At 42.2% G+C, this 17,646-nt stretch carries 17 protein-coding genes; 9 read left to right on the plus strand and 8 right to left on the minus strand.

Translation table 11 applies throughout. The annotated features are described in order from the left end of the window. Positions 1 to 8 precede the first annotated feature (8 nt). The 6 genes from MHI20_RS03060 to MHI20_RS03085 all read right to left on the minus strand — a co-directional run bounded on the left by MHI20_RS03060 (position 9) and on the right by MHI20_RS03085 (position 7,008). Positions 9 to 224, minus strand: a complete 216-nt coding sequence (locus tag MHI20_RS03060) for an acetyl-CoA carboxylase biotin carboxyl carrier protein subunit (RefSeq protein ID WP_017367387.1) — start codon at positions 222 to 224, stop codon at positions 9 to 11. Further along, positions 221 to 1,570, minus strand: a complete 1,350-nt coding sequence (locus MHI20_RS03065; RefSeq protein WP_041507175.1) for an acetyl-CoA carboxylase biotin carboxylase subunit — start codon at positions 1,568 to 1,570, stop codon at positions 221 to 223. Before MHI20_RS03065 ends, MHI20_RS03060 begins: the two co-directional genes overlap by 4 nt. Before the next feature lie 8 nt (positions 1,571 to 1,578). Continuing rightward, positions 1,579 to 3,216 carry an AMP-binding protein gene (locus tag MHI20_RS03070; protein WP_335350275.1) on the minus strand — a complete coding sequence of 546 codons (1,638 nt, stop codon included), beginning with the start codon at positions 3,214 to 3,216 and terminating at the stop codon, positions 1,579 to 1,581. Positions 3,217 to 3,258: 42 nt separating this feature from the next. Continuing rightward, complete coding sequence (locus tag MHI20_RS03075; RefSeq protein WP_340936653.1) at positions 3,259 to 4,401, minus strand: acyl-CoA dehydrogenase family protein; 1,143 nt, start codon at positions 4,399 to 4,401, stop codon at positions 3,259 to 3,261. Positions 4,402 to 4,560: 159 nt separating this feature from the next. Continuing rightward, the gene (locus MHI20_RS03080; RefSeq protein ID WP_340936655.1) at positions 4,561 to 6,096 is read right to left on the minus strand and encodes a glycoside hydrolase family 10 protein; all 1,536 of its coding nucleotides are present in this window, start codon (positions 6,094 to 6,096) and stop codon (positions 4,561 to 4,563) included. Positions 6,097 to 6,120: 24 nt separating this feature from the next. After that, on the minus strand, positions 6,121 to 7,008 hold the full coding sequence (locus MHI20_RS03085; protein ID WP_326111952.1) for a tyrosine-protein phosphatase: 888 nt from the start codon (positions 7,006 to 7,008) through the stop codon (positions 6,121 to 6,123). Positions 7,009 to 7,098: 90 nt separating this feature from the next. Between MHI20_RS03085 and MHI20_RS03090 the strand changes: the two genes are divergently transcribed. Next, positions 7,099 to 7,851, plus strand: a complete 753-nt coding sequence (locus tag MHI20_RS03090) for a DeoR/GlpR family DNA-binding transcription regulator (protein ID WP_017359514.1) — start codon at positions 7,099 to 7,101, stop codon at positions 7,849 to 7,851. A gap of 121 nt (positions 7,852 to 7,972) precedes the next feature. Continuing rightward, complete coding sequence (locus tag MHI20_RS03095) at positions 7,973 to 8,362, plus strand: tautomerase family protein (RefSeq protein WP_047947144.1); 390 nt, start codon at positions 7,973 to 7,975, stop codon at positions 8,360 to 8,362. Positions 8,363 to 8,395: 33 nt separating this feature from the next. On the opposite strand, the gene MHI20_RS03100 is transcribed toward MHI20_RS03095, so the two are convergent. After that, positions 8,396 to 8,950, minus strand: coding sequence for a branched-chain amino acid aminotransferase (locus tag MHI20_RS03100; RefSeq protein WP_340936662.1), 555 nt, complete (start codon positions 8,948 to 8,950; stop codon positions 8,396 to 8,398). 125 nt (positions 8,951 to 9,075) lie between these two features. Here MHI20_RS03100 and MHI20_RS03105 point away from each other — a divergent pair, with 125 nt between their 5' ends. The 6 genes from MHI20_RS03105 to MHI20_RS03130 all read left to right on the plus strand — a co-directional run bounded on the left by MHI20_RS03105 (position 9,076) and on the right by MHI20_RS03130 (position 16,809). After that, complete coding sequence (locus MHI20_RS03105) at positions 9,076 to 10,209, plus strand: CdaR family transcriptional regulator (RefSeq protein WP_113767134.1); 1,134 nt, start codon at positions 9,076 to 9,078, stop codon at positions 10,207 to 10,209. 77 nt (positions 10,210 to 10,286) lie between these two features. Continuing rightward, positions 10,287 to 11,696, plus strand: a complete 1,410-nt coding sequence (gene glcD / locus MHI20_RS03110) for a glycolate oxidase subunit GlcD (protein ID WP_113767135.1) — start codon at positions 10,287 to 10,289, stop codon at positions 11,694 to 11,696. Further along, complete coding sequence (locus tag MHI20_RS03115) at positions 11,693 to 13,033, plus strand: (Fe-S)-binding protein (RefSeq protein WP_113767136.1); 1,341 nt, start codon at positions 11,693 to 11,695, stop codon at positions 13,031 to 13,033. The genes glcD and MHI20_RS03115 overlap by 4 nt, the downstream gene beginning before the upstream one ends. Positions 13,034 to 13,111: 78 nt before the next feature. Then, the gene (locus MHI20_RS03120; RefSeq protein ID WP_034647667.1) at positions 13,112 to 14,599 is read left to right on the plus strand and encodes a spore germination protein; all 1,488 of its coding nucleotides are present in this window, start codon (positions 13,112 to 13,114) and stop codon (positions 14,597 to 14,599) included. A gap of 12 nt (positions 14,600 to 14,611) precedes the next feature. Next, positions 14,612 to 15,712: a GerAB/ArcD/ProY family transporter gene (locus MHI20_RS03125; protein WP_113767137.1), complete on the plus strand. Its 1,101-nt coding sequence runs from the start codon at positions 14,612 to 14,614 to the stop codon at positions 15,710 to 15,712. Next, complete coding sequence (locus tag MHI20_RS03130; protein WP_234823336.1) at positions 15,709 to 16,809, plus strand: Ger(x)C family spore germination protein; 1,101 nt, start codon at positions 15,709 to 15,711, stop codon at positions 16,807 to 16,809. Before MHI20_RS03125 ends, MHI20_RS03130 begins: the two co-directional genes overlap by 4 nt. A gap of 43 nt (positions 16,810 to 16,852) precedes the next feature. Here MHI20_RS03130 and MHI20_RS03135 read toward each other — a convergent pair whose 3' ends face one another. Further along, on the minus strand, positions 16,853 to 17,083 hold the full coding sequence (locus MHI20_RS03135; RefSeq protein WP_008346618.1) for an excisionase family DNA-binding protein: 231 nt from the start codon (positions 17,081 to 17,083) through the stop codon (positions 16,853 to 16,855). Between the two features lie 155 nt (positions 17,084 to 17,238). Between MHI20_RS03135 and MHI20_RS03140 the strand changes: the two genes are divergently transcribed. After that, positions 17,239 to 17,643 (plus strand): GtrA family protein, encoded by a 405-nt coding sequence (locus MHI20_RS03140; RefSeq protein WP_340936666.1) that lies wholly within the window; start codon positions 17,239 to 17,241, stop codon positions 17,641 to 17,643. The last annotated feature ends 3 nt before the right edge of the window (positions 17,644 to 17,646 follow it).

Genomic DNA, 17,646 nt, shown 5'->3' on the forward strand with positions numbered 1-17,646 from the left:
CTTTCCCCCTATTCTGTCAGCTCTAAAAGTACCTCTCCCTCGTCAACAAATTCCCCCTCCGCCTTATACACTTTACTGATTACACCTGCTTCTTCTGCAACAATGGGAATCTCCATTTTCATCGATTCTAAGATGGCGACTTCCTGTCCTTTTTGCACATCATCACCCTGTTTCACAAGAAGTTTCCACAAGTTTCCGGCCATTTGTATCGTGACAGTTTTCATGAACGGTTTTCCTCCCTTTTTTTCATCAGATAATCGGTTGTGATGCGGCCATGTAAAAAGGCAGTTGATTCGGCCATTTCCTTTAAAAGCGGTACATTGGTTTTGATCCCTTCTATTTCATATGCTTGTAATGCTGCTTTTAATCGTTCTATGGCGAGTTTTCGAGTATCACCGTACACAATCATTTTCGCAATCATTGGATCGTAAAATGGGGTAATGACACTTCCGCTCGTGACGCTTGACTCATGACGGATATATGGGGCATCAGGTGTAGAAAGCCGAGTGATCGTGCCTGGCGAAGGGTAAAATGTCACAGGGTCTTCAGCGTATATTCTAACTTCAATCGCGTGCCCAATTTGATGAATATCCTCTTGGCTGAAGGACAGGGGCTCTAATGCGGCAATTTTTAGCTGCTCCTCGACAAGGTCAATCCCGGTAATTTCTTCTGTGACCGGGTGTTCTACTTGCAATCTCGTATTCATTTCTAAGAAATAAAATTGCTGGTTTTGATCGACTAAACATTCAATTGTGCCCGCATTTTCATACCCAATTGCTTTGGCAGCTTTGACGGCCATCTGTCCCATTTGCTGTCTCACCGTTTCTTCAAGACAGACGGCTGGTGCCTCTTCAACAATTTTCTGATGTCTTCTTTGGAGTGAACAATCTCTTTCAAATAAGTGAACGCCGTGACCGAACGAATCAAAAAGAACTTGAATTTCGATGTGCCGTGCGTGTTCAATCACCTTTTCCATGTATAAAGTTCCGTCTTGAAAGAAACTTTGTGCTCTTTTTTGATTTCCTTCAAACGCTCGATGCAGTTCTTCGTCGTTGCGGACGAGCTGCATACCAATCCCGCCGCCACCGCTCGATGCTTTTAGCATAATGGGATAGCCGAGTGTCTGTGCTTTATGAACACCTTCGTCTGCATCATGGAGTGGGGCTGAAACACCAGGAACGATTGGGATGCCCGCTTGTTCCATCGTTTTTCTCGCTTCAATTTTATTTCCCATCTGCTGAATGACTTGTGCAGATGGTCCAATAAAGGCAATGCCTTCACTCCGGCAGCGTTCAGCAAATGCCGCATTTTCTGATAAAAGACCATACCCTGGGTGGATAGCATCAGCATTTGTTTGTTTGGCAACCTTAATGATCGCTTCCATGTTTAAATAGCTTTCAGAAACTTTAGCGCCGCCGATATAATAGGCGCTGTCTGCTTCTTGCACATGAAGTGCATGCTGATCAGCCTCTGAATAAACGGCAACGGTTTTGATTCCGAGCCGTTTACATGTCCGAATCACTCTACGGGCAATTTCGCCTCGATTGGCGATCAATACTTGTTCAAACATCGCTGCTTTCACTCCTTTATTAGATCAAGCGCCTGCTTTTTCAAGCGGAATTTCTGAATTTTGCCTGAGGCGGTCATTGGGTACTCATCTGTAATGAAAAAGTATTTCGGGATTTTGTAGCGTGCCATTTGCGACTGACAATAGCTCGTTAATGTCTCAATTGAGACCGACTTCCCTTGTTTTAGCCGAATGAATGCGGCTGCTTCCTCGCCGTATGTCTCGTCAGGAATACCAACAACCTGTGCGTCAAGAATGGCAGGGTGAGTGTATAGGACATCCTCAATCTCTTTTGGGTACACATTCTCTCCGCCTCTGATGATCATATCTTTGAGCCGGCCTGTGATTTTCACATAACCGTCATGATCCATCTCAGCTAAATCCCCTGTATGAAGCCATCCGTCCTCATCAATGACTTCATTTGTTGCTTCTTCGTTTTTATAATAGCCCTTCATGACATGGTAACCTCTTGTACAAAGCTCCCCTTGCTGTCCTCTTGGCACTTCTTCTGACGTTCCTGGTAAGGCAATTTTGACTTCAATTTGAGGAAGCGCACGTCCGACCGTTTGAACGCGTCTTTCAAACGAATCATCGGTTCTTGTTTGGGTAATGACGGGTGAACTTTCGGTTTGACCATAGGCAATCGTGAGCTCTCTCAGTCCCATTTTTTCAATGACTGCTTTCATGACGTGGGATGGGCAGAGTGAACCGGCCATAATCCCCGTTCGTAATGTGGACAGGTCATAAGAGTGGAAATTTGGATGATCGAGCTCTGCGATGAACATGGTTGGTACACCGTGAAGAACGGTGCATTTTTCTTTTTCTACTGTTTGAAGGACTCGTTCTGGATGGAATGATTCAAGTGGAATGATCGTTCCCCCTTTTGTGAGACAAGCAAGTACACCAAGAACAGAGCCGAAGCAATGAAAAAACGGCACTGGGATACACATACGGTCCTGCTCTGTTAATTTCATACAATCTGCGATCTGAGTCGCATTACAGACGATGTTTGTGTGGCTGAGCATGACGCCCTTTGGATAGCCGGTTGTGCCTGAAGTGTACTGCATATTAATAACGTCATCAGGCGTGAGCTCATTCATTCGCTTCTCCCATTCAAGCTCTTCGGTTCTTTTGGCAGCCACTTGAAGACGATCCCAGCCGAGCATGCCGTTTGGTACATGCTGACCGATATAGATACATCTTTTTAAATAAGGAAATTGTGTGGAAGTGATCTCCTCTTGATGAGCGGTTTGAAGTTCTGGAATTAGCTCTTCAAGCATGTTGACATAGGACGTTTCTTTAAAGCCGTCTACAATAAACAACATTTTGCTGTCAGAATGCTTGAGTAAATAGGCGAGTTCCTGTGATTGAAAATTGGTATTCACAGTGACAAGAACAGCACCAATGGAGGCGCAGGCAAATTGAAGAATGAGCCATTCAGGTATATTTGGTGCCATAATGGCGATGTGATCTCCCTTTTGAACCCCTAATGCCATGAGACCTTTACCTGTTGCCTTGACCTCTTGATAAAACGCTTCGTACGAATAACGTAAAGAACGTTCTGGGTAAACAACGGCTTCATGTGCTGGATGCTGTTCTTTTTTTTCTCTTAATAGGGAGCCAATCGTTTGCGGGTGAATCGACATCATTGCTTTCCTCCCTCATGTGTAGTAAGCGTTTTCATTAAGGTATTACGCTAACAACTGTCTTGCGATCACGAGCCGCTGAATTTCAGAGGTTCCTTCTCCGATTTCCATGAGCTTGGCATCTCTCACAAGCCGTTCAACACCGCATTCTTTCATATAGCCTGTTCCGCCATGAATTTGGACAGCATCAAGACTTGCTTTTGTCGCCATTTCTGAAGCAAACAGTTTGGCATAGGCCGCTTCTTTTGTAAATGGTTTGCCTTGATCTTTCAGCCAAGCGGCTTTACAGACCATTTGTCTTGCAAGCTCTATTTGCATCGCCATATCCGCCAGCTTAAACTGAATGGCCTGGAAGGATGAGAGCGTCTTTCCAAATTGCTTTCTTTCTTTTACATAGGAAAGTGAAGCATCAAGTGCAGCTTGTGCAATTCCGACAGATAAGGCTGCAATGGAAATTCGTCCGCCGTCCAATGTATATAAAAATTGCTTGAATCCTTTCGATTTGTCTCCCAATATATGATGCGCTGGTACACGCACTTCGTCTAAAATGATTTCAGCCGTATCTGAACCGCGAACCCCCATTTTGTCATATGGATTTGTAATTGAAAGTCCCTTTTGCCCTTTCTCCACAATAAAGGCGGAGATGATTGGACGTCCGTTTTCATCATGATCTGTCACAGCGGTGACAATAATCGTTCTGGCATAATTGGCATTTGTGATCCAGCACTTTTCCCCACTGATGACATATTCTTGTCCGTCTTTAATGGCTTTTGTTTTTGTTCCTTTTGCATCTGATCCGGCGTTTGGTTCTGTTAATCCGAAGGAGCCAAGCGCTGTTCCAGAGGCTAATGGAACAAGATGGTCCATCTTTTGCTCCTCCGTGCCGAAGTAATAAAGTGGACTTGCGCCTAAGGAAACCGCTGCGGCATAACTTAGACCTGTACTGGCACACTGCTTGCCAATTTCCTCGACTGCCAGTGCATACGAGATCGTATCTCCTCCAGAACCTCCATATTTCTCTGGAAAGGGTATACCCATAAAACCGAGCTCCCCCATTTTTTGAAATGTGTTCACCGGAAATGCTGCCTGTTCATCAACTGTTTGGGCGTGTGGTGCAATTTCTGTTTTTGCAAATTCTTTGACCATCTGACGGATCATTTGCTGCTCTTTCGTTAATTCAAAATCCATTTTGCTTCCCCCTTTGGCGCTTTTCTATCATATTTATTATTGAAATAGCTTCTTCATGCCAAGCTTGATTGAATTCAGAAAATTAAAATAAAAATAGTAGAAAAATAGAGAAAGCAAAAAAGCATAAACGGAGGAAACCCCTCATTTATGCTGTCTTTGTTATTTTACTGTTTTTGTAGAAGGTTTGCTTTCATGATGAAGGCGATTGAGTGCCGTCACTTTATAGGTATAGCTCTTCTTTTGATTTGCTAAAATGTCTTTCGTTTGTGTGAAGGAACCTGTTTCTTTTCTGACCGTTTGCACAAATTCGTATGTCCCTTTATTCGACAATCGATAGACTGCATAATAGGATGCACTAGAGCGCGGATCATTTTGTATCTGTAAAACTGCACCATCCTCTGTCTTTTTCACAGATTGAATGATTGGTTTTTTTGGCGCTTTTTGATGAAGCCATGGCATCTCTGGTATGATAGCCGGTTTGCTATAGGTTTCTTCTATTAATCGTTTCTTTACATTCAAGGGATTCCGATTGATATCTTTCAGACTAAAATGCATGCTTCCTTGTACGAGCTGTGACTGCCTGTTCAGCTCGATCTGGCGAAAATACTCCTCAGGATCAGACCAAGCAGGATCACTGTTTTGATTGATTTTATACGTCGCTTGACCAATGTACAAGTGAACAGGCTGCCCCTTCACTTCATTTGACCACCATTTCGTCAGCACATCATAGGCAGCGGGCTGAAAGCCGATACTCCAATAAATTTGCGGGGTGATATAATCAATATGGTGCTGCTGTATCCACTCTCTTGTATCAGCATACAAATCATCATAATTGGTCATCCCTGCAGTTGTGTTTGAACCGGTTGGGTCATCTTTTATGTTGCGCCATACACCAAATGGGCTAATACCAAATTTCACATACGGTTTTTCTTTCTTAATGGTGTTATTGATCTGCTTCACTAGCTCGTTCACATTATCTCTTCGCCAATCTTCTATATGAGTGAACTTCTGCCCGTAAGTTTCATACGTTTCTTGATCTGGAAATGGCACACCAGCGATTTTATTCGGGTAAAAATAATCATCCATATGCACTGCATCAATATCGTAGTTTTTCACTACTTCCTCTATCCCGTCAACAATGAAGTCCTGAGCATCAGGAATGCCTGGATTAAAGTAAAGCTGATTTCCGTAGGCAATGGTCCACTCAGGGTGTGCTTTTGCAGGATGATCGGCTGATAACCGGTTGAGATCGGTATGATTCATGGTGATTCGATAAGGGTTAAACCAAGCATGAAATTCAAGACCGCGTTTATGTGCTTCTTCTATCATAAATTCAAGCGAGTCATATCCAGGGTCTTTCCCTTGTGTACCAGTCAAATATTCAGACCATGGACCAAATTTTGATGGATAAAAGGCATCTGCTGTTGGTTTAATTTGCATGATGACGGCGTTCATATTCATCGCTTTGATGTCGTCTAACAGTTGAATGAACTCTTGTTTCTGCTCATCTGCGGGCAGTCCTTTCTTTGAAGGCCAATCTAAGTTATAAACTGATGCGACCCACACTGCACGCATCTCTCTTGTGCTCTCAAGCTTCCCTTTTGGCATCGAACGAGCTAGACTGCTAGACGGAATCAATAAGAAGACACCCATGAAAACTAGTGTCAGAACCGTCATACTGATCTTTTTCAGCATGTTTTGCATCACCTCATATTAAGTTTATTCTGCGTTTTGTGATGGAATGCCAGCAGATGGTGTAAGCAAGATGTTTTTTACTTTAAGCAGCTGAGCTTTAGGGACGTCGCAGGCTTCTACTAAATACCGCTCTGCATTTCCGTATGTATCCATCATCTCATTCAGTACATCTTCAAGATAATCTTGTTGCACACCGAGGAGGGGCTGAATTTGTTCTTTTGACACCCGATATAAACTCATCATGCGAATAAATTGTTCTTGTCTTTTCACTAGCATTTTCACGCCTTCATTGGAACGCATGTATTCACTTAAAACGGTATGCACCGGCACACCCGCTGCTAATTGAATAAGAGCAGATAAAAAGCCTGTACGGTCCTTTCCGCTTGTACAGTGAAGCATAAGCGGATAATTTTTTTCATCGGACAGTAATGTAAACAATTGCTGAATCTCTTTTTTTCGCTCATAGAGCATGCTTTGATATACTTCTTTCATGATCGGTGTAAAGGATAGAGATTTTCCTTCTGCTATTAGCATACGAAACATGGTCCATTTGCTAGGCATCATGCTGTCAGGCTGCATAGGGATATGAACAATTTTGTCATGTTCCATGATCTTTGGCGGGTGTGATTTTCGTTCTGAGCTTGTACGTAGGTCACAAATCGTTTGAATTCCAAGTGTTGAGAACGTCAATATATCTTGCTTCGTGAGACGTGATAAATCGGCAGAGCGATAAATCATTCCTTGTTTGATGACCATCTGATCCGTTGTTTGGAGTCCCCCTACCTCTCTAAAATTTGCAAGCTTTGAAAATTGTATGTTGTGCTGATTCATAGAAGTGAAAATCCTTTCTATCCTCTTTTCTCTATCATACGCTTTTATGAAAAATGAGAAAAGATAAGAGAAAAAGATCATTCGATTCTCCCATGTTGATCAGTGACATCTTTTACGTGGAATTATTGTTATAATAGAATCAGCATATTCGTATTGATTGGAGATTGTAGCATGATAAAAACAAAACGTATTCAGCAAATAAAAGAGTATGTATTTGACCGGGAATCTGCCTCTCTTGATGAGCTTGTGACGCATTTTGGCGTCTCAAAAAACACCATACGCCGAGATGTACAAGCATTGGTAGAATCCGGCGTGCTAAAGAAAGTGTACGGCGGCGTCGCTGTGAATCACTCAACATTGGTGGTGTATCAGGAGCGAAAGACTCGTCAGCTGAGTAAAAAACAATTGATCGGACAGGCTGCCGCTGCTTTTGTTGAACATGGTGATATGATTTTTGTTGATTCTGGTACAACGACACTGGAGATGCTTCCCTATTTGAAGGAGAAACGGATTACCGTTGTGACAAATAACGTGGATTTCATTACACAGGCTATGCCTTATGAACACCTCACCATCTTTTCAACCGGCGGTATGCTAGAGCGAAAAACAAATTCTTTCGTTGGTTATCAAAGTGTTGAGCGTCTAAAAGCATACAATGTCAATAAAGCATTTATTGCATCAACTGGTTTATCCATTGATCATGGCGTCACGAATTCCTCCCCGCTTGAGACAGATATTAAAAAAACGCTCGTTGAAAAAAACGCCAAAACCTTTTTATTAGTCGATGATAGTAAGTTCGACCATTATGCCTTAACCACGTTTTGTGACTTAAAAGACATAGACATCGTCGTGACGAATGAACAACCAAATGAAGATTACCTTCAATATGGAAAAGAGCATGATGTGAAATTTGTCACGCCTTAGTCCAGAGCAAAAAAGCCAAGCGCCAATGTTTTGGCTTTTTTCTTATGCGCAAAAGAGTGAAACGGCGAAGTGTTGGTTACATTATGATTGTATATTAAACACATATTTGGAGGTTGACCTGATGCCGTTGTTACGTTTTGACGTGATAGAAGGCCGTTCAAAAGAGGAATTAAAAAAACTGCTGGACACTTGCCATGAAGCAATGGTTGATGCCTTTGGGGTACCTGAACGAGATCGCTATCAAATTGTTCATCAGCACCGCCCTGAAGAGATGATCATTGAAGACACTGGGCTTGGTTATCCGAGAACAAAGGATCTGGTTGTCATTAGTGTTGTCAGTAAACAGCGGACGAAAGAGCAAAAGGAACAGCTTTATGCACAAATCGCAGAACGTATAGAAAAAGAATGCGGAGTTGCCAAGACGGATGTGATGATCTCCATCGTGGAAAATGGAGACGCCGATTGGAGCTTCGGGATGGGTGAGGCTCAATTCATAAGAGGATTGCTCTAAAAAACGGCTCAGGAATGTGAGCCGTTTTTTGATTCATTCATTTTCAAGCTGCATGAGCAAGTTGAATAAATAGCGGTACACTGCTGAGATCACACCAATTAAAGGCGTATCTTCTTTGATGTCTTCTAGTTCAAGAAGCGGAATGTTGATATCAAATAATCCGTCTTGTCCATTAAATTGAAGCTGAGCACCTTTTAATGTTGAGAGCATCTCTTTTAGTAATCCAGTATCTTTTTTAGGACGCTTCAATCCGAATAACACGGTATACGTCTGAAATACTTCATCCCATTCTATGGCAAGTCCGTCGGCTCTCACCACATCAAACCACTTCGACTCGATATAAATGAATTCTTTTTGTTGTTTTTTTACGTATGTAAGAGGTGTATTTAAAAAGGAAGCATTTTCTGTTTGAATCATTTCCTCCGATTCCTTGTCTACACGTTCTATATAAACATCAGCAAAGCGTGCTTCTTCTGTCATTTTTGCCCCTTCTAGCGGCCAATTTTGACTTGCGGCTTTGTTATATTCAAAGTCGGTGAGCGCCTGCCCTTCTTTCAATAAATCTTGTAAGCGATTTTGCAGTGACATGACTGTATCTCCTTTCATCTACTTCATATGCGTTTTTTATTTTAGCATAACACATGAAAAGAAAGATATGCCTGAGCATATGATGGTATGATAGTGTAAAAAGAAACATCTCGGAGGGGACCGTTTTGCTCACAATGACACTGGCAGAAAAAATCGTAGATGAGGTCAAAAAGGTACTGACGGAAGAAATCATCATCACACAAACAAACGGTACCATTATTGCTGCAACAGATCCAGCACGCATTGGTCAATTTCATGAAGGAGCATATGTCACATCCTTAGAAGGGCAGAAACGAATTCTCACAAAGGATGATGTGCTGCAGATGAAAGGCGTCAAAGCCGGTATCAATCTGCCTATTTATTTCAAACAAGAAGTCATTGGGGTCATTGGAATGACAGGTGATCCAAGGCATGTCTCCCCTTTTGGCGACATTTTACGTAAAATGACGGAGCTGCTCATTCAAGAGCATGAATTCTTTCAAGAAACGGAAACAGATGAACGCCAGCTTGAAGCCTTTGTATTCGACTGGCTTCATCTGCCAGAGACAGCGGTTGGTATGACCGAGAAGGCGCAGCGGCTTGGCTTTGATGTCAACAAGCAGCGTGTCGCTATTCTCATTGATTGTCAAGACGAATCGTTTATGAAGCAGGATCAATACAAACTGATGAAGGACAAATTGCACCTCACCAATCAGGAGATCATTGTGCGCTGGGGGCATGCACGTTTTTTGCTCATGCTACAAGCCACACCAGATGGTCGTGATACATGGCACAAGCGCTTGTTCCATATTCATGCTGCGCTCACAGCGCTGTCACCATCGAGGATTTTAATGGGGGCAGGAAAACCAGCAGCTTCTCATGTCATGAAGCAGTCCTTTCATCAAGCTTTTCGCGCTTTAAAATTGGCACATGCTGATACACCCATTGTGTTTGATGAAGATTTGACGCTTGAACTTTTTATGGAGGAAATCAGTCAGGAAACAAAAGATGCGTTTCTTGATCGAACGATTGCGTCCCTTTTCCCCTATCCTGAACTAGTGAAAACATTGCGGGTACTCATCGCCTCGGATTACTCATTGAAACATACAGCAGAAACTATGCATGTCCATATTAATACACTTCATTACAGATTAAAACGGATCGAGGATTTAACGACACTTGATCCAAAGCGCATGCAAGATGCGATGCTTTTTTATTTGGCCTTGCTGCTTTTAGATCATGATACAAAAAATACGATAAAACAGCCTGATATTTTGTAGAATCGTCTATAGTCATGTGACGGTTCTTTTTTTATACTGGTAGAAAAGAGACGTTAAATGAGCGGGAGTGATTGCATATGCTAGATTCAGAATTTTCAAATCAATTAAAAGAGATTGTCGGTGCGCCCAATGTCCAAGACAGCAAGGCGGATCGTCTTGCCTACTCTTATGATGCGACACCAAATTTTCAACAGATGCCAGATGCCATCGTGACACCTCGCACGGCAGAAGAAGTGCAGCAAATTGTGAAACTGTGCGCCTCTTACAAGGTGCCGATCGTCCCAAGAGGCTCAGGGACGAATCTGTGCGCAGGAACATGCCCTACTCAGGGCGGGTTGGTGATTCTCTTTACTAGAATGAATCAATTATTAGAAATAGACGAAGAAAATTTAACCGCAACGGTGCAGCCTGGCTTAATTACGCAGGAATTGATTCATCAAGTAGAGGAAAAAGGTCTCTTCTACCCGCCTGATCCAAGCTCTATGAAAATTTCCACATTAGGCGGCAATATTAACGAAAATTCAGGGGGACTGCGGGGGTTAAAGTATGGAGTGACAAGAGATTATGTCCTTGGGCTTGAAGTGGTTTTGCCAAATGGTGACATCATCAAAACAGGCGGAAAGCTTGCAAAAGATGTTGCTGGGTATGATATGACTCGATTGTTCGTTGGTTCAGAAGGAACACTCGGGATTGTCACAGAAGCAGTGCTAAAGCTCCTGCCGCTTCCAGAAACGAAACAAACAATGCTTTGTTTATACGAAAGCCTTGAAGAAGCTGCGACCTCTGTATCGGCCATCATTGCTGAGCGTATCATTCCTGCTACATTAGAATTTATGGATCAGCCGACCCTTGAAGTCGTTGAAGATTTTGCAAACATCGGCCTGCCCACCGACGTTCAAGCTGTGTTATTAATTGAACAGGACGGCAACCCTGAAGCTGTTTCTCGTGATATCCAAAAAATCGCAGAAGTCTGTGAGCAGCACGGGGCTAAAAGCGTCAAGATTGCACATTCAAAAGAAGAGGCAAGTGCGCTCTTAACAGCGAGACGCTCTGCTTTATCTGCCCTTGCTCGATTAAGTCCTACAACGATTTTAGAAGATGCTACCGTTCCCCGGTCTGAAATTGCCAATATGGTTCGTGCAATCGAAGACATTGCACGAAAGTACGAGGTGAACATTTGTACGTTTGGTCATGCAGGTGATGGCAACTTACACCCCACTTGTGCGACAGATGCAAGAAATGAAGAAGAAATGAAACGTGTAGAAGCTGCCTTTCAGGCCATTTTTGAAAAAGCCGTTGCACTTGGCGGCACGATTACAGGCGAACATGGCGTGGGTCTCATGAAAGCCCCCTATTTGGAGCTGAAGGTCAAAAAAGAAGGAATCGCTGCCATGAAGGCGATTAAACAGGCACTTGACCCAGCAAATATCATGAATCCAGATAAAGTGTTTGGAAAAGCCTCAAGAAAGCGAGTGGTGGTCTCATGAGTTCTTCTTCTAAGCAAAAAGAGATCCAGCAGCAGTTTCAGGAGCAAATGGATGAAAAGGAGCTGCTTAATTGCATGCGCTGCGGATTCTGCCTCCCTTCCTGCCCTACCTATATTGAATCTGGACAACAAGAAACGCACTCTCCTCGGGGCCGAATTGCGTTAATGAAAGCTGTAAGAGATGGCGTCATTGAGCCAGATGAAGATGTTGAACATTCCCTTAATCTTTGTCTTGGCTGCCGTGCATGTGAACCAGTCTGCCCTTCTGGCGTCAAGTATGGACAGTTGCTAGAAGATGCCAGAGACATTATTCAACAACATAAAAAACAATCATTTCCTGTCAAATTGATGAGACGTGTTGTGTTTAAAGGTCTCTTTCCTTCACAAAGTCGTATGCGACAAGTTGCTAGTTTTCTTCGATTTTATCAAACATCTGGTCTGCAAACAGCCGCCAGGAAGACGCGCATACTGAAGGTGCTTCCCTCCCATTTACAGTTGATGGAACAGGCACTTCCAAAGGTACCGCCTCAAAAGAAAAAACGTTTGAATGAATATAAAGCCATTGGTCAGGCAAAAAAACGGGTGGCGTTTTTTACTGGCTGTTTAATGGATACAGTTTTCTCAAACACAAACAAAGCGACCATTCATCTCTTGCAGCTGGCAGGCTGCGATGTGATCGTTCCTCCTATACAAACGTGCTGCGGCGCGCTTCATGGTCATAGCGGAGAAAAAGACCAAGCAAAACAGTTAGCCAAGCGGAATATTGAAGCATTCGAGGAAACAGATGCCGATGCGATCATCATGAATGCAGGCGGCTGCGGTGCCTTTTTAAGTGATTACGATCATTTGCTTCAGGATGACCCAGATTTTCAAAAACGAAGTAAAGCCTTCTCACAGAAAATAACCGATATATCAAGCATCCTTGTGGAGCTGGAGTTTCACCGCCGCGTGCCACTGGTTTTGCCAGCGCAAGTGATCACCTATCAAGACTCCTGTCATTTACGAAATGGGATGAATGTACAACAGGCGCCGAGGGTGCTCATGAAAGCCATTCAAGGGGTAACTTTTAAAGAAATGAAAGATGCCGGCCGCTGCTGCGGATCTGCAGGAATCTACAATATCTTGCAGCCAGACATGTCGATGCAAATTTTAGATCATAAAATGACGGAAGCGAGCAACACAGCTGCAGCTGCCATTGTGACGTCGAATCCAGGCTGTCAATTACAAATGGCAGCAGGCGTCAAAAAGGCAGGACATATTTCTAGCATGAGAGCGATTCATCTGGCTGACTTTTTATTAGAAGCCGTTCAATATGGAAAAAAAGCGTCCAGCTCATGAAGCTGAACGCTTTTTTTATGCATATCTTCAGACGATTGGTTGGATAATAGAGGAAAATCGCGGAAGGAGATGGTTCAAGTGCTGAAGAAAAACAAATCAAAACAGAAAGACCCGAATTCAGTATTTGAGGCACTATCGCGTTCCTCTGATTTTATCAATGAATTATCAAGTTCCGGAGGTTTCCTTTATAGAATTTCTTTTTTTCGTCCTTTAATTAATGGCAATCTCCTTCATGAACAAATCTTGCCTTTTATTCAGCAATTGCATCTGACACCCACCCTTGAAGAACTGAAAGAACACATCCCAATCGAACAAGCTGTGATTACGAGGGACCTTCAAAAAGTGGAAGAAGCTCTTCATCGAGGCAGTATTGCTGTTCGAATTGAGACAGACTGGGGCAAAGCCCTCCTTTTGCCGATTGAAGAAAAGAAAGGCAGACAAGTGAGCCAACCTGAGATTGAATTCGGAATCATTAGTGCGCAGGAAGCCTTTGTGGAAGGGCTGGACACAAACTTAAACTTGCTCAGACGCAGGCTGCCCACTCCTGACCTTAAAGTAGTTGAACACACAGTTGGTACCCTTTCTCAAACGAAAGTAGCCGTTGTATACATAGAGAATATCGCCAACCCGCAGAACATTGAAACCGTTCTTCAGCGGATTCAAGATGTTGACTATGACCAAATTCTAGATTCTAATTATCTTGCGCAAATGCTTTATGATGTGTCCAATACAATCTTTCCATTGTTTTTAAATACAGAACGGCCAGACAGGGTTTCCTCAGGTCTAACGGAAGGAAAAATAGCCATTATGGTTGACGGTTCGCCTCATACCCTGCTTGCACCTACAATTTTACTCGAGTATTTTTCTACAATGGAAGACTATAACATGTCTTGGATCGCAGCATCCTCCTTTCGGCTGTTACGCATTTTTGCTGTGATTTTTTCTATTTTTGCAACCCCTTTGTATGTAGCTGTTTTAACGTTTCACTATGAACTGATTCCTAAGGACTTATTAGAAACGATTGTCGCATCACGCTATCTCGTTCCCTTTCCGCCTATTATTGAAGCATTATTTTTAGAGATATCGATTGAGCTGCTTAGGGAAGCCGGGTCTCGCCTTCCTGCAAAAGTCGGACAGACGCTCGGGATTGTTGGAGGTATTGTGATCGGACAGGCTGCGGTTGCAGCGGGATTAACAAGTAATATCCTGCTCATTATAGTCGCATTATCAGCTCTTGCCTCTTTTGTCACCCCTATTTATAAAATGGGGACAACCATTCGTCTCTTACGTTTCCCATTCCTTTTTGCTGCACAAGTGTGGGGAGCGCTAGGGATTTCGCTGATGGGGGCTTTTCTTCTTACACATTTAATGAAATTAACGTCTATAGGACAACCTTACTTAGAACCAATCTTTCCACTTCGATTGGCCGATTTAAAGGGTAGTTTGATTCGTCCCCAGCTCCGCTTTTTGAAAAAACGTCCAGAAAATTTACGGCCGCAAAATGAAACGATACACCGCCAAAAGCCAAAGCAAGGCCGTAAGGGGAAAAATGATTTTTATGAATAAGGAAGTGAAGGCATGAGCTCTTCTTCTGTGAAAGAAAAATTTCAAGTATCCCCTTTTTTTGTGTTTTTTCTGATCAATGCCAATCAAGTAGGTGTTGGTATTTTAAATTTCCAGACGAATCTTGTCCGGACGATTAATAATGATGGGTGGATTGCCATTTTAATTGCTGGTGCTAGCGTCAATTTGATGATTTTCCTCATTTACTTTTTGTTTAAAAAAGCACCTACTGACGAATTTAGTGACATTACGCAATCTGTGTTTGGTAAATGGCTTGGACAATTCATCAACATTCTCTACATTTTGTATTTTTCTTCATTGTCTTTGATTGTGCTTGTTCATTATATGGATGTGATCCATGTTTGGCTGTTTAAAGAAATTCCTGGTCTTTTATTTGCATCAGTGCTGCTCATCCTCGTCTATTACATTCACACAGGCGGATTTAGAACAATCGCTGGCTGGGCATTCTTTAGCATTGTCCTAACGTACTGGATGACCTTTATCTGTTTTTATGTCATGAAATATAGTCACATCCGCTTTATGTTCCCAATGTTTGATCATTCATTTTCACAACTCATGATGGGGGTCAAAGATGCCTCTTTATCCATGTTTGGTTTTGGAACATTGCTTGTCTATTATCCCTTTATTAAAAAAGCACAAACGTCGCAAAAATTTGCACATATGGGAGTGTTGCTAACGACATGCCTGAATTTGCTTGTATTTCTCGTCTCTATAGCGTACTACTCAAGTGCTCAGCTCGAACTAACGAAATGGCCAACATTGACATTAACCAGCATTGTCAAACTTCCGTTTATCCAGCGCTTTGAATTTATTGAAGTGTCGCTATGGCTTTTGCTTATCGTTCCAAATATCGCTATTCCATTATGGGCAGCCAGCAGAATGGCAAAACAAGTGTTTCACACGAGCCAGCGCACCACGTTAATAGTTCTCAGCCTTCTCATTCTCGTCATGTTTTCATTTTTTATCAGAGCTACCTCATTTGAGACATTTAATAAATGGGTGGAATATAGCGGATACATCCTCATCTATGGATTGATTGGATGTATGATCATTGGGCTGCTGCTGAAAAAAAGGTGGGTGAAAAAACGAGCATGAAACATTCTATTCTGATATGTCTCATGTTATTGAGTCTTTTCTTAACGAGCTGTGCACAGCCTCGTCTCTTAGATGAATTAAGTATCTCGCAGGCGGCGGGATTTGACTTATTGGAAGATGGAGAAATGAAGGGCTTCTTTGTTTTCCCTGTTTTTAAAAGCGAAGAACAAGGAAGCTATCAAATTGTAAGTGCTAAGTCAAATACCATTAGTAATATTCAGTTTCTTGTTTCGGAAAAATCGCCTTTCCCCGTTGTCATGGGACAAGTACTCGTGATTTTAATAAGTGAAAAGCTGGTGAAAGAAGTGGGTATGATTGATTTGATGAATTACATCTATCGTGATCCGATCATTGGGTCTCGTCAAGTATTTGCCATAGTAGACGGAGAAGTTGAAGATTTATTGCATACAAAAATGAATCAAACCAACTTAAATATCGGTGTATATCTTTCAGATTTACTGGCTCAAAACATGCGAAACGGTAATCAACCTGTGACCAATCAGCATATTTTTATGAATCAGATGATGGCAAAAGGCGTGGATGCCTACCTCCCTTACATTAAAAATACAAGCAACTCTATTAAAGTGTCAGGTGTCGCTCTTTTCGATCAAGAAAAAATGGTTGGGCATATTCCAGGGGAAGATACGTTTACGTTTAAAGCGATGATTGAAAATCATAAAAATGGGATTTATGAGTTTCGATTTAATGACAGAAAGAAAACCCATGTTGTTATTGAAAATATCAAATCACATGTGTCTTATCACATTAAACCAACTGAAAACCTTTCAAAAAAGCCTCATATCACCATTGATATCAAGCTGAAAGGTGAGTTAAAAGAATTCATGAAATCAAAAAAAATCGATACGCCTTCTATCTTGCAGCATGTTGAAAAAGAAGTGGAGAAGCGTGTGGCCCAGCAAGGGCAAGACCTTGTTCAATCCTTTAAAAAGCAAAAAATTGATCCACTTGGACTTGGTTTGAGATATCGCTCTAAAGATAAAGCCATGACACCGGAGAAATGGCAAAAACTCTACCCTGATGCAGATGTCCAAGTGAATTGTCATATGAACATTGTCCAAACGGGTGTCAGCCAATAAAAAAGACTGTATGAAAAGGTTCTCCCTTCTCGTACAGTCTTTTTTAATCTTCATCTTTTACGTCCGGGTCCTCAGGGATTGGTTCATTTAAGATGTCTTGAATGAGCTCTTTATATTGTTCTAGCTGTTTCATATGAGTTTGAAACTGCCCTTGATAAATGAGATACGATTCCCCGTCAAATACGTAACGAATCTTTTTTTGCTGGATTAATTTTTCAACATATGCTTCTGATACTTCTAAGTATTCAGCTGTTTCTCCAATTGTTAAATACATGCATGTGCACCACCGTTCGTTTCATCTTACAAATTATATCACGAGCTGGTGAAAAAACAGATATCGCTTGTTCATGTTTTTTTCATCTTTTCTTCACTGATTCGTCAACTCGCTTTTGTACAGTATTCATACACCCACTCAAACACTAGGAGGTGATGATCCTTCGCATGACAAAGAAAAATATTCGGACCTATGCCACATTTTTAACTGTAGGCGCTAGCAATACGATGATTGACTTTCTGTTCTTCTTTTTTTTCACTGCTTGCTTTGTTCCCTCTTTTCTTGCACAGTGCCTGTCCTATACAGCAGGAATGCTGAACAGTTATGTTTGGAATCGAAAATGGACGTTCCAAGTAAAAAAGAAAGCGGATAGGTGGGAATGGATCAAGTGGGCCACAGTCAACGGCGTCGCGTGTCTCCTCACCTATGTTGTCTTATATGTCATGCAGCAAGCAGGCTTCTCATTATTCATTAGTAAAGCGATTGGTACCCTTCTTGGCATGATGATCACTTTTACTGGAAGTCGCCTATGGGTGTTTCCATCAGAAAACAAACGATGATTC

The organism is Bacillus sp. FSL K6-1106 (assembly GCF_038005245.1).
GTDB classification, from domain to species: Bacteria; Bacillota; Bacilli; order Bacillales; family Bacillaceae; genus Bacillus; species Bacillus altitudinis.